Source organism: Longispora albida DSM 44784, assembly GCF_000379825.1.
In the GTDB taxonomy this organism is placed as follows: domain Bacteria; phylum Actinomycetota; class Actinomycetes; order Mycobacteriales; family Micromonosporaceae; genus Longispora; species Longispora albida.
The window spans coordinates 22,548-43,904 of sequence record NZ_KB903822.1 but is presented as its reverse complement, the minus strand read 5'-3'; the positions used below and the strand labels follow the sequence as shown (position 1 = coordinate 43,904).

At 69.3% G+C, this 21,357-nt stretch carries 23 protein-coding genes; 11 read left to right on the top strand and 12 right to left on the bottom strand.

Features of this window, described 5'->3' with window-relative positions; genetic code table 11:
- Positions 1-324 (bottom strand): hypothetical protein, encoded by a 324-nt coding sequence (locus A3G1_RS0113175; protein ID WP_018349943.1) that lies wholly within the window; start codon positions 322-324, stop codon positions 1-3.
- Positions 324-1,016 (bottom strand): response regulator transcription factor, encoded by a 693-nt coding sequence (locus A3G1_RS0113170; protein WP_018349942.1) that lies wholly within the window; start codon positions 1,014-1,016, stop codon positions 324-326. Before A3G1_RS0113170 ends, A3G1_RS0113175 begins: the two co-directional genes overlap by 1 nt.
- Positions 1,017-1,076: 60 nt before the next feature.
- Between A3G1_RS0113170 and A3G1_RS0113165 the strand changes: the two genes are divergently transcribed.
- Positions 1,077-2,039, top strand: a complete 963-nt coding sequence (locus A3G1_RS0113165; protein WP_018349941.1) for a LysR family transcriptional regulator — start codon at positions 1,077-1,079, stop codon at positions 2,037-2,039.
- A gap of 197 nt (positions 2,040-2,236) precedes the next feature.
- Positions 2,237-4,708, top strand: a complete 2,472-nt coding sequence (locus A3G1_RS0113160) for a collagenase (RefSeq protein WP_018349940.1) — start codon at positions 2,237-2,239, stop codon at positions 4,706-4,708.
- On the opposite strand, the gene A3G1_RS0113155 is transcribed toward A3G1_RS0113160, so the two are convergent.
- Complete coding sequence (locus tag A3G1_RS0113155) at positions 4,705-5,421, bottom strand: nucleotidyltransferase domain-containing protein (protein WP_211216303.1); 717 nt, start codon at positions 5,419-5,421, stop codon at positions 4,705-4,707. The two genes, A3G1_RS0113160 and A3G1_RS0113155, sit on opposite strands and share 4 nt — an antisense overlap.
- A gap of 231 nt (positions 5,422-5,652) precedes the next feature.
- Between A3G1_RS0113155 and A3G1_RS0113150 the strand changes: the two genes are divergently transcribed.
- The 3 genes from A3G1_RS0113150 to A3G1_RS38530 are packed head-to-tail and all read left to right on the top strand — an operon-like array spanning position 5,653 to position 7,760.
- Entirely contained in the window at positions 5,653-7,068 is a 1,416-nt protein-coding gene (locus A3G1_RS0113150) for an alkaline phosphatase PhoX (RefSeq protein ID WP_018349938.1), read from the top strand.
- Between the two features lie 9 nt (positions 7,069-7,077).
- Positions 7,078-7,338, top strand: coding sequence for a hypothetical protein (locus tag A3G1_RS38535; RefSeq protein WP_051110524.1), 261 nt, complete (start codon positions 7,078-7,080; stop codon positions 7,336-7,338).
- 11 nt (positions 7,339-7,349) lie between these two features.
- Positions 7,350-7,760, top strand: a complete 411-nt coding sequence (locus tag A3G1_RS38530) for a CE1 family esterase (RefSeq protein WP_051110523.1) — start codon at positions 7,350-7,352, stop codon at positions 7,758-7,760.
- A gap of 147 nt (positions 7,761-7,907) precedes the next feature.
- Here the strand turns inward: A3G1_RS38530 and A3G1_RS34715 are convergent, their stop codons facing one another.
- The 4 genes from A3G1_RS34715 to A3G1_RS41150 form a co-directional block, all read right to left on the bottom strand.
- Positions 7,908-8,183, bottom strand: coding sequence for a hypothetical protein (locus A3G1_RS34715; RefSeq protein WP_018349937.1), 276 nt, complete (start codon positions 8,181-8,183; stop codon positions 7,908-7,910).
- Positions 8,180-8,548, bottom strand: a complete 369-nt coding sequence (locus A3G1_RS39600; protein ID WP_083936910.1) for a DddA-like double-stranded DNA deaminase toxin — start codon at positions 8,546-8,548, stop codon at positions 8,180-8,182. The genes A3G1_RS34715 and A3G1_RS39600 overlap by 4 nt, the downstream gene beginning before the upstream one ends.
- Positions 8,549-8,647: 99 nt before the next feature.
- Positions 8,648-8,920 (bottom strand): hypothetical protein, encoded by a 273-nt coding sequence (locus A3G1_RS0113135; protein ID WP_018349936.1) that lies wholly within the window; start codon positions 8,918-8,920, stop codon positions 8,648-8,650.
- A 134-nt stretch (positions 8,921-9,054) separates the two neighbouring features.
- On the bottom strand, positions 9,055-9,225 hold the full coding sequence (locus A3G1_RS41150) for a hypothetical protein (protein WP_018349935.1): 171 nt from the start codon (positions 9,223-9,225) through the stop codon (positions 9,055-9,057).
- A gap of 249 nt (positions 9,226-9,474) precedes the next feature.
- On the opposite strand from A3G1_RS41150, the gene A3G1_RS0113125 reads away from it, so the two are divergent.
- Complete coding sequence (locus A3G1_RS0113125; protein ID WP_018349934.1) at positions 9,475-10,254, top strand: helix-turn-helix transcriptional regulator; 780 nt, start codon at positions 9,475-9,477, stop codon at positions 10,252-10,254.
- Positions 10,242-10,712: an NUDIX hydrolase gene (locus A3G1_RS0113120; RefSeq protein ID WP_018349933.1), complete on the top strand. Its 471-nt coding sequence runs from the start codon at positions 10,242-10,244 to the stop codon at positions 10,710-10,712. The genes A3G1_RS0113125 and A3G1_RS0113120 overlap by 13 nt, the downstream gene beginning before the upstream one ends.
- Here the strand turns inward: A3G1_RS0113120 and A3G1_RS39595 are convergent.
- On the bottom strand, positions 10,662-11,249 hold the full coding sequence (locus A3G1_RS39595) for an HD domain-containing protein (RefSeq protein ID WP_245563496.1): 588 nt from the start codon (positions 11,247-11,249) through the stop codon (positions 10,662-10,664). The genes A3G1_RS0113120 and A3G1_RS39595 overlap by 51 nt on opposite strands.
- A gap of 348 nt (positions 11,250-11,597) precedes the next feature.
- Entirely contained in the window at positions 11,598-13,064 is a 1,467-nt protein-coding gene (locus tag A3G1_RS0113115; RefSeq protein WP_018349932.1) for a sigma-70 family RNA polymerase sigma factor, read from the bottom strand.
- Between the two features lie 174 nt (positions 13,065-13,238).
- On the opposite strand from A3G1_RS0113115, the gene A3G1_RS0113110 reads away from it, so the two are divergent.
- Complete coding sequence (locus A3G1_RS0113110; protein ID WP_018349931.1) at positions 13,239-13,454, top strand: hypothetical protein; 216 nt, start codon at positions 13,239-13,241, stop codon at positions 13,452-13,454.
- 16 nt (positions 13,455-13,470) lie between these two features.
- Here the strand turns inward: A3G1_RS0113110 and A3G1_RS0113105 are convergent, their stop codons facing one another.
- Positions 13,471-14,439 (bottom strand): asparaginase, encoded by a 969-nt coding sequence (locus A3G1_RS0113105; protein WP_018349930.1) that lies wholly within the window; start codon positions 14,437-14,439, stop codon positions 13,471-13,473.
- Between the two features lie 90 nt (positions 14,440-14,529).
- Positions 14,530-15,417: a LysR family transcriptional regulator gene (locus A3G1_RS0113100; RefSeq protein WP_018349929.1), complete on the bottom strand. Its 888-nt coding sequence runs from the start codon at positions 15,415-15,417 to the stop codon at positions 14,530-14,532.
- Positions 15,418-15,488: 71 nt separating this feature from the next.
- Between A3G1_RS0113100 and A3G1_RS0113095 the strand changes: the two genes are divergently transcribed.
- From A3G1_RS0113095 to A3G1_RS0113085, 3 genes are all read left to right on the top strand, one after another.
- Entirely contained in the window at positions 15,489-16,571 is a 1,083-nt protein-coding gene (locus A3G1_RS0113095) for a TDT family transporter (protein WP_051110522.1), read from the top strand.
- A 66-nt stretch (positions 16,572-16,637) separates the two neighbouring features.
- Complete coding sequence (locus A3G1_RS0113090; RefSeq protein WP_157641109.1) at positions 16,638-17,948, top strand: condensation domain-containing protein; 1,311 nt, start codon at positions 16,638-16,640, stop codon at positions 17,946-17,948.
- Entirely contained in the window at positions 17,938-18,531 is a 594-nt protein-coding gene (locus A3G1_RS0113085) for a hypothetical protein (RefSeq protein WP_157641108.1), read from the top strand. The genes A3G1_RS0113090 and A3G1_RS0113085 overlap by 11 nt, the downstream gene beginning before the upstream one ends.
- On the opposite strand, the gene A3G1_RS0113080 is transcribed toward A3G1_RS0113085, so the two are convergent.
- Positions 18,512-21,280: a CHAT domain-containing protein gene (locus A3G1_RS0113080; protein ID WP_026212103.1), complete on the bottom strand. Its 2,769-nt coding sequence runs from the start codon at positions 21,278-21,280 to the stop codon at positions 18,512-18,514. The two genes, A3G1_RS0113085 and A3G1_RS0113080, sit on opposite strands and share 20 nt — an antisense overlap.
- Positions 21,281-21,357: the final 77 nt, after the last annotated feature.

The window sequence follows — 21,357 nt, the reverse complement described above, 5'->3', positions numbered from 1 at the left end:
CTAGGCGACTACCTCGAGCGCTTTCCGGTCCACCATCCACTCGGGGCCCCGCAGCTCGTACTCGCAGCGGGTGTCGAGGGTGAACGGATCGCCGCCGGTCCCGGGGAGCGCCGTGGCCGGCCGGCCAGCCCGGGTCAGCCGGTACGTGATGCCGGGGCGGAACCACGAGCCGCCGGTCACCGTCCACGCCGCGCCGTCGTGCCGGAGGCGGTACGTCTCGCCGGCCGTCAGCCAGTACACGTGGACCCCGGCTCCGGGCCCGTCGAGGCGGAGCCCGTCGAGCCGGTACCGGCCGGAGCCGTCAGGCAGTGCCCCGACCCTCATCACGGCTCCCGGAGCGCGACGCCGTGCCCCCGGGTGCTGTGTAGGTACCGGGGCGCGCTGGCATGCTCGCCGAGCTTGGCCCGCAGCCGGGACAGCAGCACGTCGACGGACCGGGCCGGAGCCGCCCGCCGTCCGGGGCGGAGGCGGGCGCCGAGCATGGCGCGGGACAGTACCCGCCCCGGATGCTCGCTCAGGCAGGCCAGCAGGTCGAACTCGGCGGCGGTGAGCTGGAGAGGCTGACCGGACAACGTGGCCTCCCGCGCGGCGGCGTCGAGCCGGAGCTGCCCGATCACCCGGGCCGGAGCTGGCACCGGGCTCGGTACCCGGCGGAGGATCGCCCGCAGCATGGCGCTGACCAGCGCGGCCGAGCACGGCTTGCGGGCGTGGGCGTCGGCACCGGCGGCCAGCAGCCGGGCCACTCCCGTGTCGCCCAGCCCGGCCGCCGTGACCAGCACCGGCCGCCCGGCCGCCATCCGGAGCAGGCGCAGGATCAGCACGCTGTCCGTACCGGCGGCGCACGGGTCGATCACCACGGCGTCCGGCAGGCCGGCCTGCGTCTGGGCCAGGCCGGACAGTGCCGTGCCGACCTCGGACAGCGGCAGGCTCGTGACGGCGTGACCGTGCCCGGCCAGCCCGTCGGCCATCGCCCGCCGCGCGGCGGCGTCGCCGTCGATGAGCAGGATGTCCGTCATTCCAGCAGCCTCACACCGGCTGGCTGCCTGCGGTCATAGCAGCGCGTATAGCCTTTGGTTATGGATCTCGACGTCCGGCACCTGCGGGCGCTGTGCGCCATCGCGGAGGCGGGCAGCGTCTCCCGGGCCGCGGTGCGGCTGGGCATGTCGCAGCCAGCCCTCACCGCCCTGCTCCAGCGGGTCGAACGCTCGCTCGGCGGCGAGCTGTTCGTCCGCAGCCGCTCCGGCGTGCGGCCCACGCCGCTCGGCGAGCGTGCGCTCCAGCGCGCCCGGCTCGTCCTGGCCGAACTGGACGGTTTCATCGGCGACCTTACCGGCGGCGGGCAGTCACCGGCAGCCAGGCTCCGGCTCGGCTCCGCGCACATGGACTGCTGCGGGACGATGCTGGAGAACGTGACGGCCGCCCTGCCGGACACCGAGATCACGATGCAGGTCGAGTCCTCGTCGATCAACCTCACCCAGGGCCTGGCCCACGACCGGCTCGACGTGGCGGTGATCGGGCTGTCCGACGAGCAGCAGATCTCCATCGCGCCGGAGCTGGGTCAGCGGATGCTCGTGCCCTGGGTACCGATCTTCATCGCGCTGTCCGACCAGCATCCGCTCGCCCAGCGCGCCGAGATCGACCTCGCCGACCTGGCGGGCGAGTCGTGGATCTCGCCGCCCGGCGCCGACGACGGCTCGCTCGCCGCGCTGCGGAACGCGTGCAGGCGGGCTGGCTTCGAGCCGAGGGTACGGTTCGACGCGCCGAGCGGGGGCGGTGGCCCGCTGATCGAGACCGGGCAGGCCGTCCGGCTGGTCGAGCCGACGTCGCTGGGCGGCCGGGGCATGGTGATCCGCAGGCTGGCCGGCGACCCGCTGCGCTTCCGGCTGGTGATGGCCTGGCGCCGGTCGCGGATCGCGGAGGAGGTCGCCGCCGAGGTGTACTACGCGGTGGCCCGCGCCTACACCACGCACGCCCTGGCGAGCCCGGTGTTCCGCCCGTGGTGGGCAGCGCATCCCGAGGCCCACCCGAGACTGGGTTAGCGGTTAGGTTGCTGAGGGACCTTTAGGGTTCGGGTAACGTTCGAAGTGATGGGCGTCAATGACGGGCTAACGGCTGTTGTCCGGACGCGTGCGGGCTCCTAGGTTCTGGGCACCGGCCACTGTGGCCGGGGATCGCCGACCCCCTCTCGGAGACCCCAGTGAGACCGATGCCTCAAGGGCGGCTCATTGTCGCCCGGTTGTCCCTTGTCGTCGCCAGCCTCGCGGCGGGACTGCTCGCCGCTCCAGCCCTTCCCGCCACCGCAGCCCCGGCCCAGGCCTCGCCGGCCGTGGGCACGCCGGTCGTGGCCCCTGACCGCGATCCGCAGCACGTGGGCACGTCGCCGCTGCCCATGAAGGACCGCGCCCCGCTTCCCGCGTCCAGCGACGCGACCCGCCGCGACTACGACGCCGCGCCGCCAGCCCAGCCGCAGGGCCTGGCCGCAGCCGCCTGCACCGTCAGCGACTTCACCAGCAAGACCGGCTGGGCGCTCGTCGCGCAGATCAAAGCCTCCACACTGGACTGCGTCAACACGCTCTTCAAGCTGACCGGTTCGGACGCGAACGGCGCCTTCCGGGAAGCGCAGATGACGTCTGTGGCCTACGGGCTGCGGGACAACGGCATCTCGTACCCGGGGGACAACAGCACCGGTACCGCGCAGCTCGTGCTCTACCTGCGCGCCGGCTACTTCGTGCACTGGTACCACCCGGCGGATGTCGGCACGTACGGCACGGCGCTCCAGACGGCGATCAGGTCCGGGCTGGACAGTTTCTTCGGGAACAGCCGCGCCTTCGACGTGAACGACGCCAACGGGCAGACCCTGGCCGAGGCGGTCACGCTGATCGACTCGGCGGAGGAGAACGCCCGGTACATCTGGGTCGTGAAGCGGATGCTGACCAGCTACAACAGTTCCTACGACGCGTACTGGTGGATGCTCGCGGCCGTCAACAACACCTACACGGTGACCTTCCGTGGCCACCAGGTACCGGCGTTCGTGTCCGCAGTGCAGGCCGACCAGAGCCTCCTGGACACCCTCCACACCTTCGCCACCTCCCACCTGGACATGCTCGGCGGCGACCGGGGCTACCTGACGGCGAACGCCGGCCGGGAACTGGGCCGTTTCCTCCAGCACTCCGCGATGCACACCAAGGTCCGGCCGCTGGCGCGTGACCTGCTGACCAAGTCGGCGATGACGGGCCCCCGGGCGGCGCTGTGGGTCGGCGTGGCCGAGATGGCCGACTACTACGACAAGGCCAACTGCGCGTACTTCGACACGTGCAACCTCCAGGCCCGGCTGTCGGCTGCGGTGCTCCCCGTCAGCCACACCTGCGCGTCGACCCTGCGGATCCGCGCGCAGCAGATGACGGCGGGTGACCTGTCGTCGGCATGCACGAGCATGCTCAACCAGGACGCATACTTCCACAGCGTCGTGGCCGACCCCGGTCCCGTCTCCGGCGATGTCAACACCGACCTCGAAGTCGTCGTCTTCGACTCGTCACGCGACTACCAGACCTACGCCGGAGCACTGTTCGGCATCAACACCAACAACGGCGGCATGTACCTCGAAGGCAACCCCGCCGACCCGGCCAACCAGGCCCGCTTCATCGCCTACGAGGCCGAGTGGGCCCGCCCGTCCTTCGAGATCTGGAACCTGAACCACGAGTACACGCACTACCTCGACGGCCGGTTCAACATGCACGGCGATTTCGGCGCCAACATCACGACCCCGACGATCTGGTGGGTGGAGGGCTTCGCGGAGTACATCTCGTACTCGTACCGGAACCTCACCTACACCGCCGCGATCACCGAGGCCGGGAAGGGCACGTACGCGCTGAGCACCCTGTTCGACACGACGTACGACAACGCGGACAGCACCCGGATCTACCGCTGGGGGTACCTGGCCGTCCGCTACATGCTCCAGTCGCACCGATCCGACATGACGACGGTGCTCGGCTACTACCGTGCCGGCAACTGGAACGCCGCCCGGACATACCTCAAGTCGACGATCGGGACGCGCTACGACAACGACTGGCGTACGTGGCTCGCGGCGTGCGCGGCGGGCTCGTGTGGCGGCGGCACGCCGTCCAACCAGCCGCCGGTGTCCAGCTTCACCTTCACCACGAGCGGGCTGACCGCGACCTTCACGGATCGGTCCACCGACCCCGATGGCAGCGTCACGTCTCGGTCCTGGGATTTTGGCGACGGGACCACCTCGACGGCGGCGAGCCCGGTGAAAACCTATGCGGGTGCTGGCTCGTACACAGTGAAATTGACTGTCACTGACAACAAGGGCGCGACGGCCAGCAGCACGCAGGCTGTGGCAGTCTCGTCAGGTGGACTGCCGGAGTGCACCGGGCCGGACCTGCGGACGCTGGACCGCAACTGCCAGCGCAGCAACCGGGGCACCGCGGCCGGCAACTACGACCACTTCTACATCTACCTGTCGGCCGGCGTGACCACGCTCCGCTTCACGTCCTCCGGCGGCACCGGCAACTGCGACCTGTACTACAACGCGAACAGCTGGGCCTACACGAACAGCTACACGTCGCGGTCGGCGAACGCTGGCAACGGTGAGACCATCACCGTCACCAACGCCCAGGCCGGCTACCGCTACCTCAGCCTCTACGGGACGACGGCCTGCTCCGGCGTCACGGTGAAGGCCGAGTACTAGGAACTGGGGCGCTCGCCCGGCACGGTGTAACCCGCGAACAGCGGACCGCCGTGCCGGACGAGCAGCGTCTCGACGTAGGCGATGATGGCGGCCGGATTTCCTTGCGCAGCAAGCCATTCGATGGCGACGTCCGGGTCGTACGCACGCAGGTCGCGGATCAGCCACTTGCCGTGCGCGACCCACCGGCCCGCGAGCGCCAGCGTCTGCTGCCCGGCGTACAGCCACGCCACCGCCGCGATGACCGCCTGCTCGCCAGGGTCGGTGTTGTGCGTCAGTTCGTCGATCTGGTCCGTGAGCATGTACCGCGCCCGGTCGCGTTCAGCCTCGCCCGGCAGCCCGGGACCCTTGTCCAGCACTGCCCGGCATTCGTCCTGAGTGGACGATGGATCGCCGAGCAGCGGCACGCCCATCGCCACCATCTGGTGCAGGACCGGCCGTTGCGAAGGCAGCTCCTTCGCGAGGTAGTGCGCGAGCGAGGCGGCGTCGTGCACGAACAGCTCGGCCGGCCAGCCGCGATAGTGCCGCGAATCCCGGTGCGGAGCCGCCGGATCACCGTCCGGCAGCATGACCACGATATCGAGATCGGACCCGGCCGTGCGGTGCGCCGTCGTGACACTCCCGGTCAGCAGCGCCCAGCGCGCCTGGGGAAACAGCTCGGTGACCAGATCGCGGGCGTCTTCCGCCGGCTCGTTTTCCATTGGCTTGTGCTCCACCAGGAGAGGCTAGCCGCGAACGTTGTACCTGCTGGCTGAAATTTCAGCGATGAGCACGGGGAAACACTCCCTGACCTGTGCGGATGTCCCGTGCGGCACCCGGGCGGCGTGCACGGGAGCTCTCGCCTGGCTCCTGAGGGGACGGATAGGCTCCGGCCCGTTCAAGGCGAAGACTCGCCCGTGACTCGCCTCGGCGCTGGCAAGCTGCCGCTCAACCGGAAAGGTCCTGTTGTGACTTCCCCTCTGTCCCGCCGGTCCCTGCTGCGCACGTCCGCCGCCGGCGGCCTTGGCATCGTCATGGCCGGGAGCATCGAGGCCGTGGCCGGTCCGCAGGCCGCGCTGGCCTGGCGCCCGGACGGCACATATGGCGAACTCGTCGCCGACCCCAGGGGCCTGCTCGCCCTCCCGCCCGGCTTCCGCTACGAGATCGTCGCGCAGGCCGGCGTCACCCGGCTGGAGAGCGGCGAGCCGACCCCGGCCAGCATCGACGGCATGGGCTGGTTCCGTGGCCCGGACGGCACGGCCCTGGTGTGCAACCACGAGCAGAGCGGCAACCCCGCGTACCGGGTGCCAGCGCTGCCGGGCCTGACCTACGACCCGGCAGCCCCGGGCGGCACCACGAACCTCGAAGCCGACCGGTGCGGTCTCCGGATCCGGGAGTACGTGTCGCTGGCGGGCACCCTGCTCAACTGCGCGGGCGGGGTCACCCCGTGGAAGACCTGGCTGACCTGCGAGGAGACCGAGCAGAGGGCCGGCGCCGTCTACCAGAAGGACCACGGGTACGTCTTCGAGGTCGACCCGCTGAACAACGCGGCCAACCTCAACCCCGTCCCGCTGAAGTTCCTCGGCCGCTTCGCGCACGAGGCCGTCGCCGTGGACCCGGTGACACACTGCGTCTACGAGACCGAGGACGCCAACAACCCGCACGGCGGCTACTACCGCTGGACGCCGCCGCCCGGCTGGGCCGGCGGCAAGGGCAAGCTCCGCGACCTGGCCACCAGCCCCGGCGGCGACACGGCGGGCACGCTCCAGGCGATGAAGTGCACCGACAGCACCGGCAAGCACGTCGTGAACCTGGCAGAGGCCACAGTCCCCGGAACCACCTACGCCGTGACCTGGGTGGACGTGCCGGACCGCGACGCGCGGGTCACGTCCGTCCGCAAGCAGTTCACCAGCGACCAGGTCACCAGGGCCCGCAAGCTCGAAGGCGCGTGGTGGGGCGAGAACGGCGCGTACTTCGTGTCGAGCTTCGCCCGCAGGACCGACGGCAGCCCGAACGAGCACGACGGCCAGGTCTGGCTGTTCAACCCGGACACCCAGACCGTCACCCTGAAGACCATCTTCGGCGTCAACCCGAACCCCGAGCAGGAGGGCACCAACTGGGACGGCCCGGACAACATCACGGTCTCCCCGTACGGCGGTGTGATCCTGGCCGAGGACGGCGACGGCGTCTCGCACCTCGTCGGCATCAACCGCAAGGGCAAGTCCTACCCGATGGCCCGCAACGACCTGAACGACAGCGAGTTCGCAGGCCCGGTGTTCAGCGGCGACGCCCGCATCCTGTTCGCCAACATCTACAGCCCCGGCTACGTCCTGGCGATCATGGGCCCGTGGGGAGCCGTTGACCGCACCCCCGACGTGTACTAGACACACGGCATGACGAGCGGCCCGTGGCGCAGCCTGCCCGGGCCGCCCGGCACCCGCACCGAAATCAAGATCAAAAACAGATCCTTCATCTTGTACGAACCGGAGGAACGCTCACCCGCAGTACCCCTCGTCCTCGTCCTGCACGGTGGGTTCGGCAGCACGGCCCAGGCGGAAGGCGCGTACGGCTGGAACGAGGCGGCTTCGTCAACGCGTACCCCGACGGCGCCGACCACGCCTGGAACGCCGGCGGTGGCTGCTGCGGGGAGCTAGGCAGGTCCGATGTGGACGACGTGGCGTTCCTCAGCGCCGTGGTCGCCGAGGCCAGCCGGAACACCAGCATCGACCCGTCCAAGGTGTACGCGACCGGCATGTCCAACGGCGCGATGATGGCCTACCGGCTGGCCTGCGAGACCACCCTCTTCGCCGCCATAGCCCCCGTATCCGGCACCATGCTCGTACCGTGCGCCTCCCCGGCCCCCGTGTCCGTCCTCCACATCCACGACACCGCCGACCGCAACGTCCCGTACGCCGGCGGCGAAGGCGAGGGCGTCGCCCACATCAACGGCCCGTCCATCGAGCCCGCTGTGGACAGCTGGCGCCGCGTGAACCTGTGCGGCACCAACCTGACCAGCACCTACCGCCACCCCGTCACGCGGACCACAGTCAGCTGCCGGGGGGGGGCAAAGAGGTGATCCTGATCAAGATCCTGGACGGCGGACACAACCCGGGCGATCGCGCAGTTCTTCACAGGCCAGGGCAGCTGGGTGTAGAGCTCCTGACGCGACGGCGTTACGACTCGCCTGTTGGTCATGCCGCCCGGTGCTTTCGCTCCGTGTGCGTCAGGTCCTTGGCAGGCGTGGCTCGTACTCGGCAGGGTACGCGGCCTGCTCGTCGTAACCGTTCTGCCAGAACAGGCCGGGCTCACGGCCGGATTCCTCCGGGAACGAGACGTAGCTCAGTTTCCACCGGTCCCTGTCGTCCGGGGGCTGCGCGCCGATGGAAAGGGCGTACGCAGTCAAGGCCCGCGTGCTGATGCCACGCCGGTGCATCAGGTCGGCCACGACCTCCGGGGACGCCTCAAGCGGATACTGGGCGGGGTCGTAATCGCTGGTCATGGATCTAGCCCTTCTCCGGTTCCTTCGTACACCCTCGTGGTGGTGCAGCCCTTTTCGACGCAGTACACGATCAGCGAGTAGCCGGCTGGTAGCACAGACTCGATGTTCTCATCGCACCCGTTGTCACCCAAGCAAGGCTTGGCGTTGATGTACAGATGCGCACCGCGGATTCGGTCGCGCCGCATGACTGCTGCTGCGTGGCCTTCTACGTGCCACGTCATCGTGGAATCAGATAGCCATGGCTCCCGAATTCCCGTTCCGTCTGAGGCTGGACCGTTCCCGGCCCGGTATACGTCCGTCAAGGCCCTGCCGTCTGCGGACCAGAGCTTGCCTTGAGCCTTGGTCCAGCGAGTGTAGGGCGGAATCTCAGCGGCCTTGGTGCTATCGGGCGGCGGAGGCGGTGAGGGAGGTCTCGGCGAGACCGGCCCCGCCGGGCGTCTGGCTTCGGCGGCCGGTGCCGTCCCTCAGAAAATGCCGCCGCCCTCGCCGGCGGCGGCCTTCGCCAAGGACAATGACTCTTCCAACTGCTCCTTGACGCTGGCGGCGGCACTGATCGCCGCGTTGATCTTCTCCGCAGCCATGTACGCCATGCTGGCCCGGTCGGAGACACCGAGATTGCTCAGCGAGCCTGCAACCTCGGTCAGGATGTTGTGCGCGAGTTTCGCCGTCGAAGTGAAGCCGTCCACGTTCTCGGCCATGTTACTGATCTGGCGTAGCGCGGTCCCAATATCGGCCATGTGGCTACCTCCTGTGAGTCGAAGGCATTTGGGTGGTGGTTGTTGATCGCAGCGTGGTTCCCTGACGGTTCGTGACTACAGGACGATGAGCCCAGCCCCGATACAACACAAAGCGAGCGACGTAAACGCGAGGGCTACAGCGGCTGAGACTCCTGCAAGCGGTGGTACAGGCCGATGTAAACCGCGCACGGCTGGTGGGGATGGCCCTTCACCTCGTGCCACTGAATGCGGGTTTTCAACTGCCCCAGTTCGTCACGGCAACCGTTTACTGTGGAGCAGATGACCTTGATCGACAGGCCGATCATGAGGTTGCTGGCTCCTCTAGGATCAGCTGCGCGAAGGCATCGACTGAGAGAACGACGTTCGACGTGTCTGAGTGCAGCTTCATGATCCGATGCCTCCGGGTCGCCGGTTTCCTCGTGCTGTGTCAGGGGCAAATCAATGACATCGGATTCGGCAGGACACGTAGACCGCCACTGTGGACCTCTAGGGACGTCCGCAGTACCTTGAGGACGTCCGGCGAGAAGTCCATATTCGTCCCCAGGTGGTGACCGATGGCGAACGAGCGACTGCGCGACGCGATCATGAAGTCAGGCAAGACCCCGGCGATGATTGCCGGCGATCTCCAAGTAGACGCCAAGACTGTCGAGCGCTGGATCACCAAGGGCCGCACGCCGTACCAGCGGCACCGTGCACGCATCGCTGCCCTCCTGGGTGCGTCAGAGAACTACCTCTGGCCCGACGCTCTGTCGGAAGACCGGAAGACGCTGGCGTCCCAGTCCGAGGTAGTGACGATGTACCCCCGCCGCACGTCAGTGCCTCCGGCGCTGTGGCTCGACCTGCTGGATAGGGCGGAACGATTCATTGGCGTCCTCGCGTATGCCGGGTTGTTCCTGCCGGAGCAGGACCCCGCCATGATCGAGACGTTGAGGCGAAAGGCTGAGGCTGGCGCAGAGGTCGTGATTCTTCTTGGATACCCGGACAGCCCCGCCGTCGCCCTTCGCGGAGCTGATGAGGGGATCGGTGACGCGATGGCAGCCAAGGTGCGAAACGTGCTGTCGTTCTACCAGCAGCTACGCGGGGTCCCGAACATCAAGGTCATGTTCCACGACACGACGCTGTACAACTCGATCTACTGGTACGACGATCAGATGCTCGTGAACACTCACGCCTTCGGGTTCCCGGCCGCCCACGCCCCAGTAATGCACCTACGCCAGCTCTCGGGCGGAACCCTGTTCGACACCTACTCGCAGAGCTTCGATCGAGTGCGATCCCGGTCGGCAAGCGTGTGGATGGACGAGGAACGTGACACAGTTACCGTGTGGCACGGATAGAGCACTTCAACAACCCAGACGCGCCGCGGCCGAACAGCATCGTGTCGGCGGTGACGGTGTTCGTCGAGGACGACCAAGGTCGCGTCCTGCTGATCCGTCGCAGCGACAACGGACTATGGGCCGTACCAGGCGGAGCCCAGGACTTCGGCGAGTACATCTCCCACACGGCAGTACGTGAGACCAAGGAAGAGTCGGGAATCGACGTCGAGGTCACCGACATCATCGGCGTCTACACGAACCCGAACCACCTGGTCGAGTACAGCGACGGCGAGGTACGCCAGCAGTTCTCGATCCTGTTCAGAGCCCAGCCCATCGGGGGTGAGCTGACGCCTAGCAGTGAGTCCACCGAGGTCCGGTGGGTGGCGCAGGGCGACCTGGATCAGCTCGACATCCACCCGTCCATGCGGCTACGCATCGACCACGGGTACGAGAAGCGAGCCAAGCCCTACATCGGTTAGCCGCGCCTCGACACGACGGACGGCCCCCACGAGCTCAGGCTCGGCCCGGTTGATGAACCGGGTCACCACATGGTCAGGGCCGTACCGTGAGCGGATCTCTGTCAAGCGCGCCTTGACGCCGACATCCTGTCCGTCTGGTCCAGTGGTCATGTCGCAGTACCAGAGCGCATCCGCTGTCTCAGACTGCTCACGGTCAAACTCAGAAGCCAGCTCTACACCGAGGCCTCGCTCCTCAGCTTCACACCAGGCGCACGAGTGATGAGCGACGAGCCGGACTACACGATCGTCCACCGATCGCTGTCGCAACCATCGTCCGCCATCAAGAGGATGAAACCCGGTTTGGGCGATGTTCGGTCCATAGCCAATGTCGTGAAGCCACGCAGCCGCGATGAGGACAGCGCCGTCTTCGGCAGGCAGCGAGGTGGAGACCCATGCAGCCTTCGCGGCTACCGCCTGGACATGGGTCCAGCGCCGAGGCAACGCCGCTGCTAGCTGTGTCTCAGCTAGCTCGCGGGCTTCAGTGATGAAATCGCTCACGACTGGAGGCTATGGCTCATCAAAGCCGCACGCACCAACGGCAGCCCAACCAGGGACGTCCTCAACCGCCGCAAGACGTCCCCATCTGCCCCTAGGTACCAAGACGATCAGACCTCCGGCGACCAGCACCCCACCGGCGCGCACCAAGAAGCCCCCGGGGCCGCCTGTCGTCCAGGTCGCCACGGGGGCTGAGCTATGTGGTCACGTCACCGGCTGGGAGCGTCGGGCGGCGCTAGCGTGCGGGACGACCCCTGGGCAGTGAGAGCGGCAGGTAGGGCCTACCCAGTCCAGCGCGCCGCCGATCCTCCAAGGCTAGGTCCTGCACCTCGCCGTCAGAGCCCATTCTGGTTACTTGTAGCCGAAGACCTGGGTCCAGTAGTAGCGGTAGGGGCCGCCTGTTGCGCGGCCGACGCCGAGGGCTTTGAAGGAGCAGTTGAGGATGTTGGCTTTGTGGCCGGGGGAGTTCATCCACTGCTTCATCGTCGCTTCGGCGCTCGCGTTGCCCGCCGCGATGTTCTCGGCTGCTGGTTCCATGTAGCCGGCGGCCTTCGCGCGGTCCCAGGGTGTCACGCCTTCGGGGGTGTTGTGGTCGAAGTAGCCGCGGTTGGCCATGTCGGTGCTGTGGCCGGCTGCGGCCTTGGCCAGCTTGTCGTCCCAGTGCAGCGGACCGCAGCCCGCCTCGGCCCGGCGCTGGTTGGTGATGGCGAGGACCTGCATCTCCGGGGTGCCCGCCGTGGGTACGGGAGCTGCGGAGGTGGTTGTCTTCGACGGGGTCGGGGTGGGCTTCGGCGGGGCGTTGGAGATCGCGGTGTCCGGGGTGGGCTGCGCGCTGGGCGGGGCTGGCGGCTGGGAGGCTGACTCCGGTACCGGAGCGGGAGCCGGGTTCACCGCCGCGGCCGGGGGCGGGGCGGCTAGGCCGGGCTCGGCAGGCTGGGGCGCGGGCTTCAGCAGGTACCAGCCGGCGCCACCGGCAGCCAGCAGCACCGTGAGGGCGGCAGCTGCGGCGACCAGGCCCTTCTTCGCCGCGGGTTTGGCGTGGCGGAGCGCTGGCGTGTCCGGCAGCACGACGCCGGTCGGCTGGAGCGGCGGCAGGGACTTGTCTGCGGCGGCGTACAGCGCGCCGAGAACGGACATCAGGCTCACGCTGGCCCCGAGCCTGCGGCAGGACGGGCAGCGCCGGATGTGGTGGTCCACACTGGACCGCTGGCGGGCGGTGAGGGCCGGCTTGACCGGGCCGACCAGCTCGTCCAGGCCGGCGCACTTGCCGCGCTGCCGGGCGACCAGCAGCACCCGGACAGCGTTGCCCAGTGCCGAGCGGCTGCGGTGCACGAGGACGGAGGCGTGCGCCCGGCCCACTCCGAGCACCTCGGCGATCTCGGCGCTGTTCAGCTCCCACCGGACGGACATCTCGAGGACGGCGCGCTGGCGTGGTTCGAGGCCGTGGGCCGCCGTCCAGACCAGGCTCGCGGCCTCGCGCTGCTCGGCGGACGCGCCAGGGTTGGCGCCGGGGGTCTCGTCGGCGACCTCGGGGAGATCGGCCAGCAGCACGGCACCCGGCCGGCGGTAGGTGTCCATCGCCTTGCGGTACGCGATGCCGAACAGCCAGGACCGGACCGAGGCGGGATCACGCAGCTCTGCGAGGTCCTTCCACGCGGTCAGGAAACAGTCCTGGACGATGTCCTCGGCGAGGTGGCGATCACCGGTCAGGCGCGTGACGAAGCCAAGCAACCCCGGAGAGTAACGGTCGTAGATCTCTCCGAATGCGCCACGGTCCCCGAAGGTCGCGGCGGTGGCCAGCGACGCATCGGTCTGCATCCTGCTACCTCCAGCTCGTACGGTCGTTGACCCTACGTCGTCGTGGCGGCCCGCGGATTACGCCCAGTGCGCCAAAAAATTTCCACTACTGTCCATGTATCTCCGGCTACTCATAGTCACCACCGGCGGAGTGTTGCCCCCACCGCGAGCCATCGCGGTGGCACCCTGGACGGCATGACGGAACGCATCGACCTGATGACCGGGGACACCAACAAAGACGGACGCCCCGACGTGTGGGTGTCCGACACGGACGGCGACGGGAAGGCCGACCTCTACCAGTTCGACCGCGACTACGACGGGGCCGTCGACCTCACGATCATCGACGCGGACCAGGACGGCACGCCCGACCGGGTGATCCACGGCGACGCCGGTCGCCCGCCTGCCGCCTGATTCTCCGTTCGTTTCCCTATCCGTGCTGTGCGAACGCTTCCCGGATCGCGGTCCGGGAAGCGCCGTTCGCCAGCAGCAGCCGGAGCAGGATCCGGGCCTTGTACGGGTGCAGCAGCCCCGCGTTGATCAGGCCCTTCTCCAGCAGGTCCTGCTCGGACCCCGGCCCGCCGTAGGTGCTGGTGAGCACCGGCCCGGCACCGGTACGCGAGCAGAGGACGACCGGGACAGCCGACGCCAGGCCGGCCAGCTCCGGTACGAGGCGGGCCGGGACGTGGCCCACGCCGAACGCGGACATCACGAGGCCAGCGACCCCGGCCGGGAGTGGGCTCTCGTCGTCGAACACGAGCTGGTGTACCGGCACGCGGGTCGCGGCCAGGGCCTCCGGGGACGGCGCGCTCAGCGGCAGGTGCCGCAGCGGCCGGGTCAGCAGCCGGGCCTCGCCCTCGGCGAAGTAGCCGATCGGGCCGGTCACCGGGGAGCCGAAGGTCGCGGTGCTCGTGGCGTGCGTCTTGCGGACCCAGCGCGCGGCGTGCACCTCGTCGTTGAAGGCGACGAGCGCGCCCAGGTCGCGGGCCGCGGGAGCTGAGGCGACCCGGATGGCGGCCAGCAGGTTCGCCGGCCCGTCGGGGCCGGCCAGCGTCGGGTTGCGCATCGCGCCGGTGAACACCAGCGGGGCGCTGTGCGGCCAGACCAGGTCCGCCAGGTACGCGGACTCCTCCAGGGTGTCGGTGCCCTGCGTGACGACCACGCCCTCGGCACCGGCCTTGACCGCCTCGCCGGCCTCGGCGACCACGTCGAGCACCTGGGCGAAGGTGAGATTGGCGCTCGGTACCTTCTGGGTGTCCCGGATCTCGATCTCGCTGGCGTCGAGCCCCGGCACGGCCCGGGTCAGGTCGGCCCCGGTGAGCCGGGCGACGACGCCCCCGGCCTCTGACTGGCCGGCCATCGAGATCGTGCCGCCGAGAGTGAACAGGGTTACGGACATCGGCGGCCTTTCCCGGCTGATCCACGAGCTGCGAGCGCGGTGATCGTATCCGGCTACCGGCCCGTACCCGCCGTCACCGTGACCCCTGTCTCAGCTCCTGGCGATGGCGTACAGGGTGGCCGCCAGGCCGGTGAGGCGGCTGGACCTGGGCCAGACGGCGTGCAGGGTGCGGCGGAGGTCGAGGCCGGGCACCGTGACGGCGTGCAGCGCGCCGGAGGCGATCTCCGCCGCGACAGCCAGCGAACTGACGACAGCCAGGCCGGCCCCGGCCCCGGCTGCCGTCTTGATCGCGGTCGTGGAGGACAGTTCGAGCACCGGGGCAGGCTGCCAGCCGGGCAGCACGGCGCGCATGGCTTCCTCGAAGGCGATCCGGGTACCCGAGCCCGGCTCGCGGAGGATCATCGGCGCGGCGGCCAGCTCGGCCGGGGTCAGCGGGCCGGTGGGCGTGGCGGCGACGATCGTCAGGGTGTCGGTGCCGACCGCGTGCGCCTGGAGCCCGCGCGGGATCACCGGGCTCTCCACGAACCCGACGCCGGCCCCGCCCTCCAGCGTGGACTGGGCGACCTCGGCGGAGTTACCGGAGCGCAGGGCCACGGTCGCGCCCGGCTCGCGGGTACGCAGGGCGACGAGCCAGCGGGGGAACAGGTACTCGGCGATGGTCTGGCTCGCCGCCACGTGCAGGTGGCTGCCCGTCTCGTCCCGGAGCGCCGCGATGCCCTCGTCGAGCTGCTGGGCGGCGCCCACGACCGCCCGGGCCCACTCGGCGACGAGCGCCCCGGCGGGGGTCGGCCGGGAGCCGCGCGTGCTGCGCTCCAGGACCGGCTGGCCGATCAGCCGTTCGAGGTACCTGATCCGGGAGCTGGCCGACGGCTGGCTGATCCCGTGCGCCTCGGCGGCCCGGCCCATGCTGCCCAGCTCGATCACGCTGAGCAGCAGGTCAAGGGCCGCGAGGTCGGGGACGCGCGGCGACAGAGGCATAGGCCCATTCTATGCCCGCCATCGCCCCGAGCCCACTACCAGCGCAAACCCGGCCGCGCGAGGCTGAAGGCATGGAAAAGCGCGGGGTGACACCGAACTGGTTCGCGGCAGTGATGGGTACCGGCATCGTGGCCAACGCCGCCGTGACCCTGCCCCACCAGGTACCGGGGCTGCGGGGCGCGGCCACCGTGATGTGGGCGCTGGCCGCCGTGCTCCTGCTGGTCCTGGTGACCCGGCTGCGGCGCGGGTACTGGGCGGATCCGGTCATGAGCCAGTCATACGGGGCCGTGGCGATGGCGTTCCTCACGGTCGGCTCGGGGACGCTGCTGCTGGGCGGGGCGCTGCCCGGGCACGTGGGAGTCGCGTGGGTGCTGTGGTTCGCTGGTACCGGCTTCGGGTTGTTCACCGCCTGCGCCGTCCCGTACCGCATGATCACGCGGCACCAGTTCCCGGCCGACGCCGCTTTCGGGGCCTGGCTGCTGCCGATCGTGCCCCCGATGGTGTCGGCGGCGACCGGCGCGCTGCTCGTCCCGCACGCCCCGGCAGGGCAGCCCCGGCTCACGATGCTCCTGGCCTGCTACGCCATGTTCGGGCTGAGTCTCTTCGCCGCCGTGTTCGTGATCTCCGCCGTCTACTCCCGGCTCATGCACCACGCCCAGCCGGCCGGCGCGACCGTCCCCGCGATGTGGATCGTCCTCGGGCCGCTCGGCCAGTCGATCACCGCCGCCGGGCTGCTGGGAAACGTGGCCGGGAGCGCGCTGCCCGCAGGGTACGCGAAGGGGCTTGAGGTCTTCGCTCTGGTCTTTGGCCTTGCGACCTGGGGATTCGCGATGCTCTGGCTGGCACTGGCGCTCGCGGTGACCCGCACTGCCCGGCCGTCTTACAGCCTCGGCTGGTGGGCCTTCACCTTCCCGCTCGGCACGTGTGTCACGGGAACGAGCGTCCTCGCCGCCCGCACCGGAGCCACGGTGCTCGGCTGGATCGCGGTGATCCTCTACGTCGGACTCGTCGTCGCCTGGGCCACGGTCGCCTTCCACACCATCAGGAACCGTGGCGCGGCCCCGGTGCGGCTCCCCGGGACACCCGCCGAACTACTGGTCGGCCAGGCCGTGGAATCCGGTGCCGGAAGCCCCCGGAGCCTCGCCAGGCTGTAACGCCGGTTCTTGGCGGTGCGGACGTTCCGCTCGGTGACCCCGGAGGTTGTATCTTGACCTTTCTCGATGGAACCTCGTGGCGGGACGGACATGTCGACGAAGCCTGGTGTCGCCCAGCAGTGCAGAGAGCAGTTCCTGCCCGTTCTGGTCGTGACGAGCCTGGTGCTCGTCGGCATAGCCAGCCCGGCTGGTGCGCTGAAGTTCACGCCACAGCAGGCGCTGGACAACTGGGCTGGGCCGCTGTCCGTCCTGCTCCAGGCACTGCTCGTCGGGGTGAACCTGCTGGCATGGCCTGCTGCCGCCATCCCGCGGTTCGCCAGGCGCCGGGCAGCCTGGCCCTCGAACCTGCCACGGCCACCGGACGTGCAGTACCTCCTTGTGGTCTGGCTCGTCATCGCCGTCGCGGACGCCGCGGCGCTAGCCGCCTTCGCCAGCCTCGACGGGCTGCTGGGTGTGCGGATCGCGGCAGGCGGACCCTGGGCCCTGGTCGGCAGCGGCCTGGCAGCCGGCGGCCTGATCGTGTCGTTCAGGTACTGGCGGATGAAGCGAGCCCACCGCAAGCTTTTCCCGCCGCCGTCGCGGACGCCCACGGAGACCGGCAACGGGCTGGTGTGGGTACTCCGCTCGGAGAAGGACATGGATCTCAACTTGCTCGAGTACGTCCAGGCCGAAGTGGAGCTCGCGGCCGTGCTCAAGGAGTACCAGGCCGATCCGGTCAACACCCACACGATCCTTGACCGCTCGGCCGTCGCGCTGGCGGAGAAGGTCAGCGCGACCAGACACGCCGGGATATCGGTTACTGGCTCGCCGCTTTACCGGGAGCAGGCTGTCCGGCTGCCGGCACTCTTCCACTATCTGCGATACAAGATTCTTGCGGGAACCGGATGCGAGTACCGGGATCTGGAGCGAGCTGTCACCCTCTACAACGACCTGCGCGATGGCAAAGTACCGCCGGAGATCAGGCCGTACGTGCGGAAGGCGTCCCGCGATCAGTCCCCGCAGAGGTCAGCTCCGTCGTGGCTGGCCGGCGAACCAGCAGCACCCGGGCCAGAAGAGCCGCCGGAGTCGAGCTGCGTCTGGGACCTCAGGCCCGGTCCTGATGACTCCACTGTGGCTGACTGGGCCGCACGTGCCTGTTACGGAGATCCGGTAGCCCGGTACCGGATCCAGGAGATCATTGAGAAGCTGTACGCCCGGCACGAGCGTCATGGCAGCCAAGTTCGCAGGTGCCCGCTGGCACGCAAGATCGAGTCGATGGTGAACCGGACCTCGGACGGTGCCCTCCTGGACCTCCAGGACGAGCACGAGAGCAATCTGGTCGCCGCGATCCAGGATGCGATCTTCAGACGGCAGGCTGGTGAACGCGATGCCCTTTGACCTCCCGCAGTTCATCGTCACGGTGATGATGTTCGCCGGGGCGGTGTGGTTCCTGCTCCGAGGGCAGTACGTACGGCGTTATCCGAAGATCCGGCGATGTGCGCAGGTGGTGAGCCTCAGCGCCAGCATCGCGATCGTGGCCCAGCTGGCGCCCGGTCCGGAGCTCGCCTCTCCAGTCTTCGGCTTCAGCTACCTGATCGCCTTCGGGTTCGCCGTCCGGGGCCTGTGGCTCACCCGGAAGGCGGGCTGGCGTGCCTATGTCCGCAAACGGGCGCTGACCGACAAGGCCACAGTGGACTGGGACAGGAACCTCAGGGAACTCGAGCTCAGGATCCAGGCGTGCACGGAGCACGGCGAGCACCGGGCGGTGCTGCACGCAACGGCCCTGTCCACGGCGGGTCAGGTGAAGCAACTCGCGCGGATGAGGGTTCAGCCAGCCGGGGCTTACGAACTCCTGGCCAGGTTCTACCAGGCTCGCTTCGATGCTGGTGGGGCCGGCGCCGATCGGCGGGCCGCCCAGGACTTCCGCGACAAGGCTGCGAGGTCTGGCAGGCCGTCCGTGCTCAGCGGCCGACGTGGATGAAGGGTGCCCACATGGTCGGGAAGTAGTGCCACGGCGAGCGGGTTTCCCCGTGCTCCCTGAACTGGGCGGGGTCGAAGAGCAGCGTACGCAGCGTTCTATGCAGGGCGGCGGCTGTCCCCGAGGGATCGAACGCGCCGGAGGCGCTGGCCGCCGAGTAGAAGGACGCGACGAGGTCCGGAGTGAGTGCCGCGTCGTCAACGGGCCACAGCGTTCCCACCACTGCCGGTACCGCTTCGTGTAGCGCTGCCGTGATATGCAGGAACTCGTCGGGGAGTGACGGATCACCCTCCGCGGTACTGCACGCGGACAGGAACACGAACTGGACTCCCGACTCGGCCAGCGCGATGAGCGTCCCGGTCTCGCCGATATCCAGCGAGCTGCGGTGCAGGTGCAACTGACTGGGGCGTGAGCTGCCGTGACAGCTGAAATGGATCGCCTGGTACCGCGGCAGCTGGCGGATGACCCGGGCCTCTGTCGCCCGCCGCCCGGTCAGCCTTCTCACCCGGCCAGGGAACCGCTCACGTACCGCCTCCGCCTCCGCACTGGCGCCGGGAAGGTCGGGAAGGCCCGGAGTGCGCGGCATCGCCACCACCAGTGCGCTGCCGGCGGGGGCGCCCGGAGCATGACGCTTGGCGCGGATGAAAGCGCGAAGCGTCGGGGTGTAGGAGGAGACGACCCTGCCGACGACGGTCAGTTCCCGGTCGGGACTGTTGCCCCTGAACTGCCCTGCGGCGTGCAGTGGGAGCCCTGTCAGGGGACCCGTCGGGCACCACCAGACTCGCCGCTCGTCGTCCGGGACACCAGGAACCCGTGGCAGGGTGGACAGCACCGGCTCGGCGATGGCCACCCACAGGTGGGTCAGCAGCTTGCGCATCTGGAGCTCACCGCTCCTGCGGTCGAGTTCGGACCGGCTGGTGGCAAGGCGGCCGACGATGTCCCTGAGCCTCCGCTGGAGATCCTGAGCGCCGTCCACCCTGAGCAGATCCAGCTCGATCTGGCGGACCCCGTCCCGGGAAATGAGCACGGCGAAGCAACCGGCGCGTGCGGCGCTGACCACCGCAACGGTCTCGTGTGGGTCCAGCAGGCCCTGGACCGTGGCGGGATCGGGCGTCCAGAGGATCTGCGAGTACTGGCCCTCGAAGCTGCGGAGCTCGGCCAGCAGGCTGACGAAGGAACGGGCCGTCCGCGACCTTTCCCTGTCACCCCAGGAAGCGGCAGGCGCGGCGGCGAACTGCGCTCCGCGGACGGAGGCGGCCAGCTGCTCGAGCTTGAGTGCGAAGTAGGGGTTCTTCTGGCGGAGTGCCGCCACGTCCCACCGTGTGTCGGCGAGCTGCCCCCAGAGCACACCACGGCAGGACTCCAGGAGGTCCAGCGCGCGGGTCGCCTCACGAGCAGCCAGCGCGACCGCCGCCGCTTCGCTGGCGAGGTTGGGCCAGCGCCGGAGGAGCCGCTGTTTCGTGGCCTGCGGCAGGCCTGGGTCGACCGCTTCCTGGAGGTAACCCTGCAGGGCGGAACGTTCGTCCTGGTCACCGCCAACGTTGAGGACGCCGGCGAGGACGTTGTCGTGGCGGTTGCCCAGCAGATCCCGGACGATGTCCAGCCCGAGCACTGGTGCGTTGTATGGCACGGACCGGACGGCGTGCTCCCACGCCCCGGCGCTGGCGGCTCGCAGCCTCTCCCGCTCCGCTGGAGTGGCCCGCTCGGCCTGGCGATCGAGGACGAGCGCTGTGAGGTGCCATGCCCTTGCGTCGTGCTCCGCGCGAGTGCCGCCGGTCGCCAGGCATTCGGCTGCCAGTGCCAGGATGCCGGGATCCGGATTGGTCCCCGGCTCGTCGCTGGCCGCCAGCGCGATCTCGCCGCACTCCAGAAGCAGATCCGTCCGGATGGTCAGTGGCCAGCTCCTGAGCAGGCCGGCGGCCCGGCTGGCCAGCGTGGCAGCAGTCTGCGCGGCTGCGCCTGCCCTGCCGCGGTCCCCGGCGTCGGAGGCATGCCGGGCTGACCGGGCCATCGCCATGAGTACCAAGGGATGGTCAGGTGCTTCCGGCGGGCTGGATGGTTCCTGCGGGGCCTGGCTTTCCTGCCCCGTGAGGTGGCGGCGATGGGTCACAACGTGTTCGAGCTGCGCTGACACGGCTGTCCACTGGGCAAAAGAACCCGCTGGGGCCCGCAGTACAGCGTCATGGTGCGACTCGGCGGCCGACTGCCAGGCACCAGGCTCCCCTGCCAGCACGGCGTGGCCGGTCAGCACACAGGCCGTAGCTACGCGCAGCGCCGACACGGTCACGGGACTTGAGCGGTTCCGGCGGATCTCCTTCTTGAGGAACCGGACAGCGGCTCGTGACGCGAGCGGTGATTCCAGGTGCGGGATGGCCGGGAGGAAAGCGAAGGTGTGGAGCACCTCGTCGACATCCCAGCCGGATGCCGCGACCTTTAGCGCCGCGTCCCACCGGTCCTGGAGGTTCGCTGAGATCGTCCCGAGGTCGGGTGCCCCGGCCAGTGCGTGGCAGCGCAGGGCCGCCAGCAGGTCGGAGCCACCGCAGCCGTGCCGCCCGAGGATGAGCGAGCGGTGCCAGTGTGCCTCGATGACCCTGCCGAGCAGAGGGCGCGCCCGCCCGGGGCTCCTTCCGGCCGTCTTTCCGATCCGCCTCAGGGCGCGGGTCATCTGCCTGTCGCGTAGCATCACGTCGTCTCCTTCGGCGAAGTAGACGTCGAGGGCCTGTTCGATCAGGCTGGCTTCGGACCTGAGCACAGGTCGGTCCTCCCGGGGCTGGACATAGCGTGGCTTCTATAGTCCATACCAGACGGAGCTGCGGGCCGCAGCCCGCC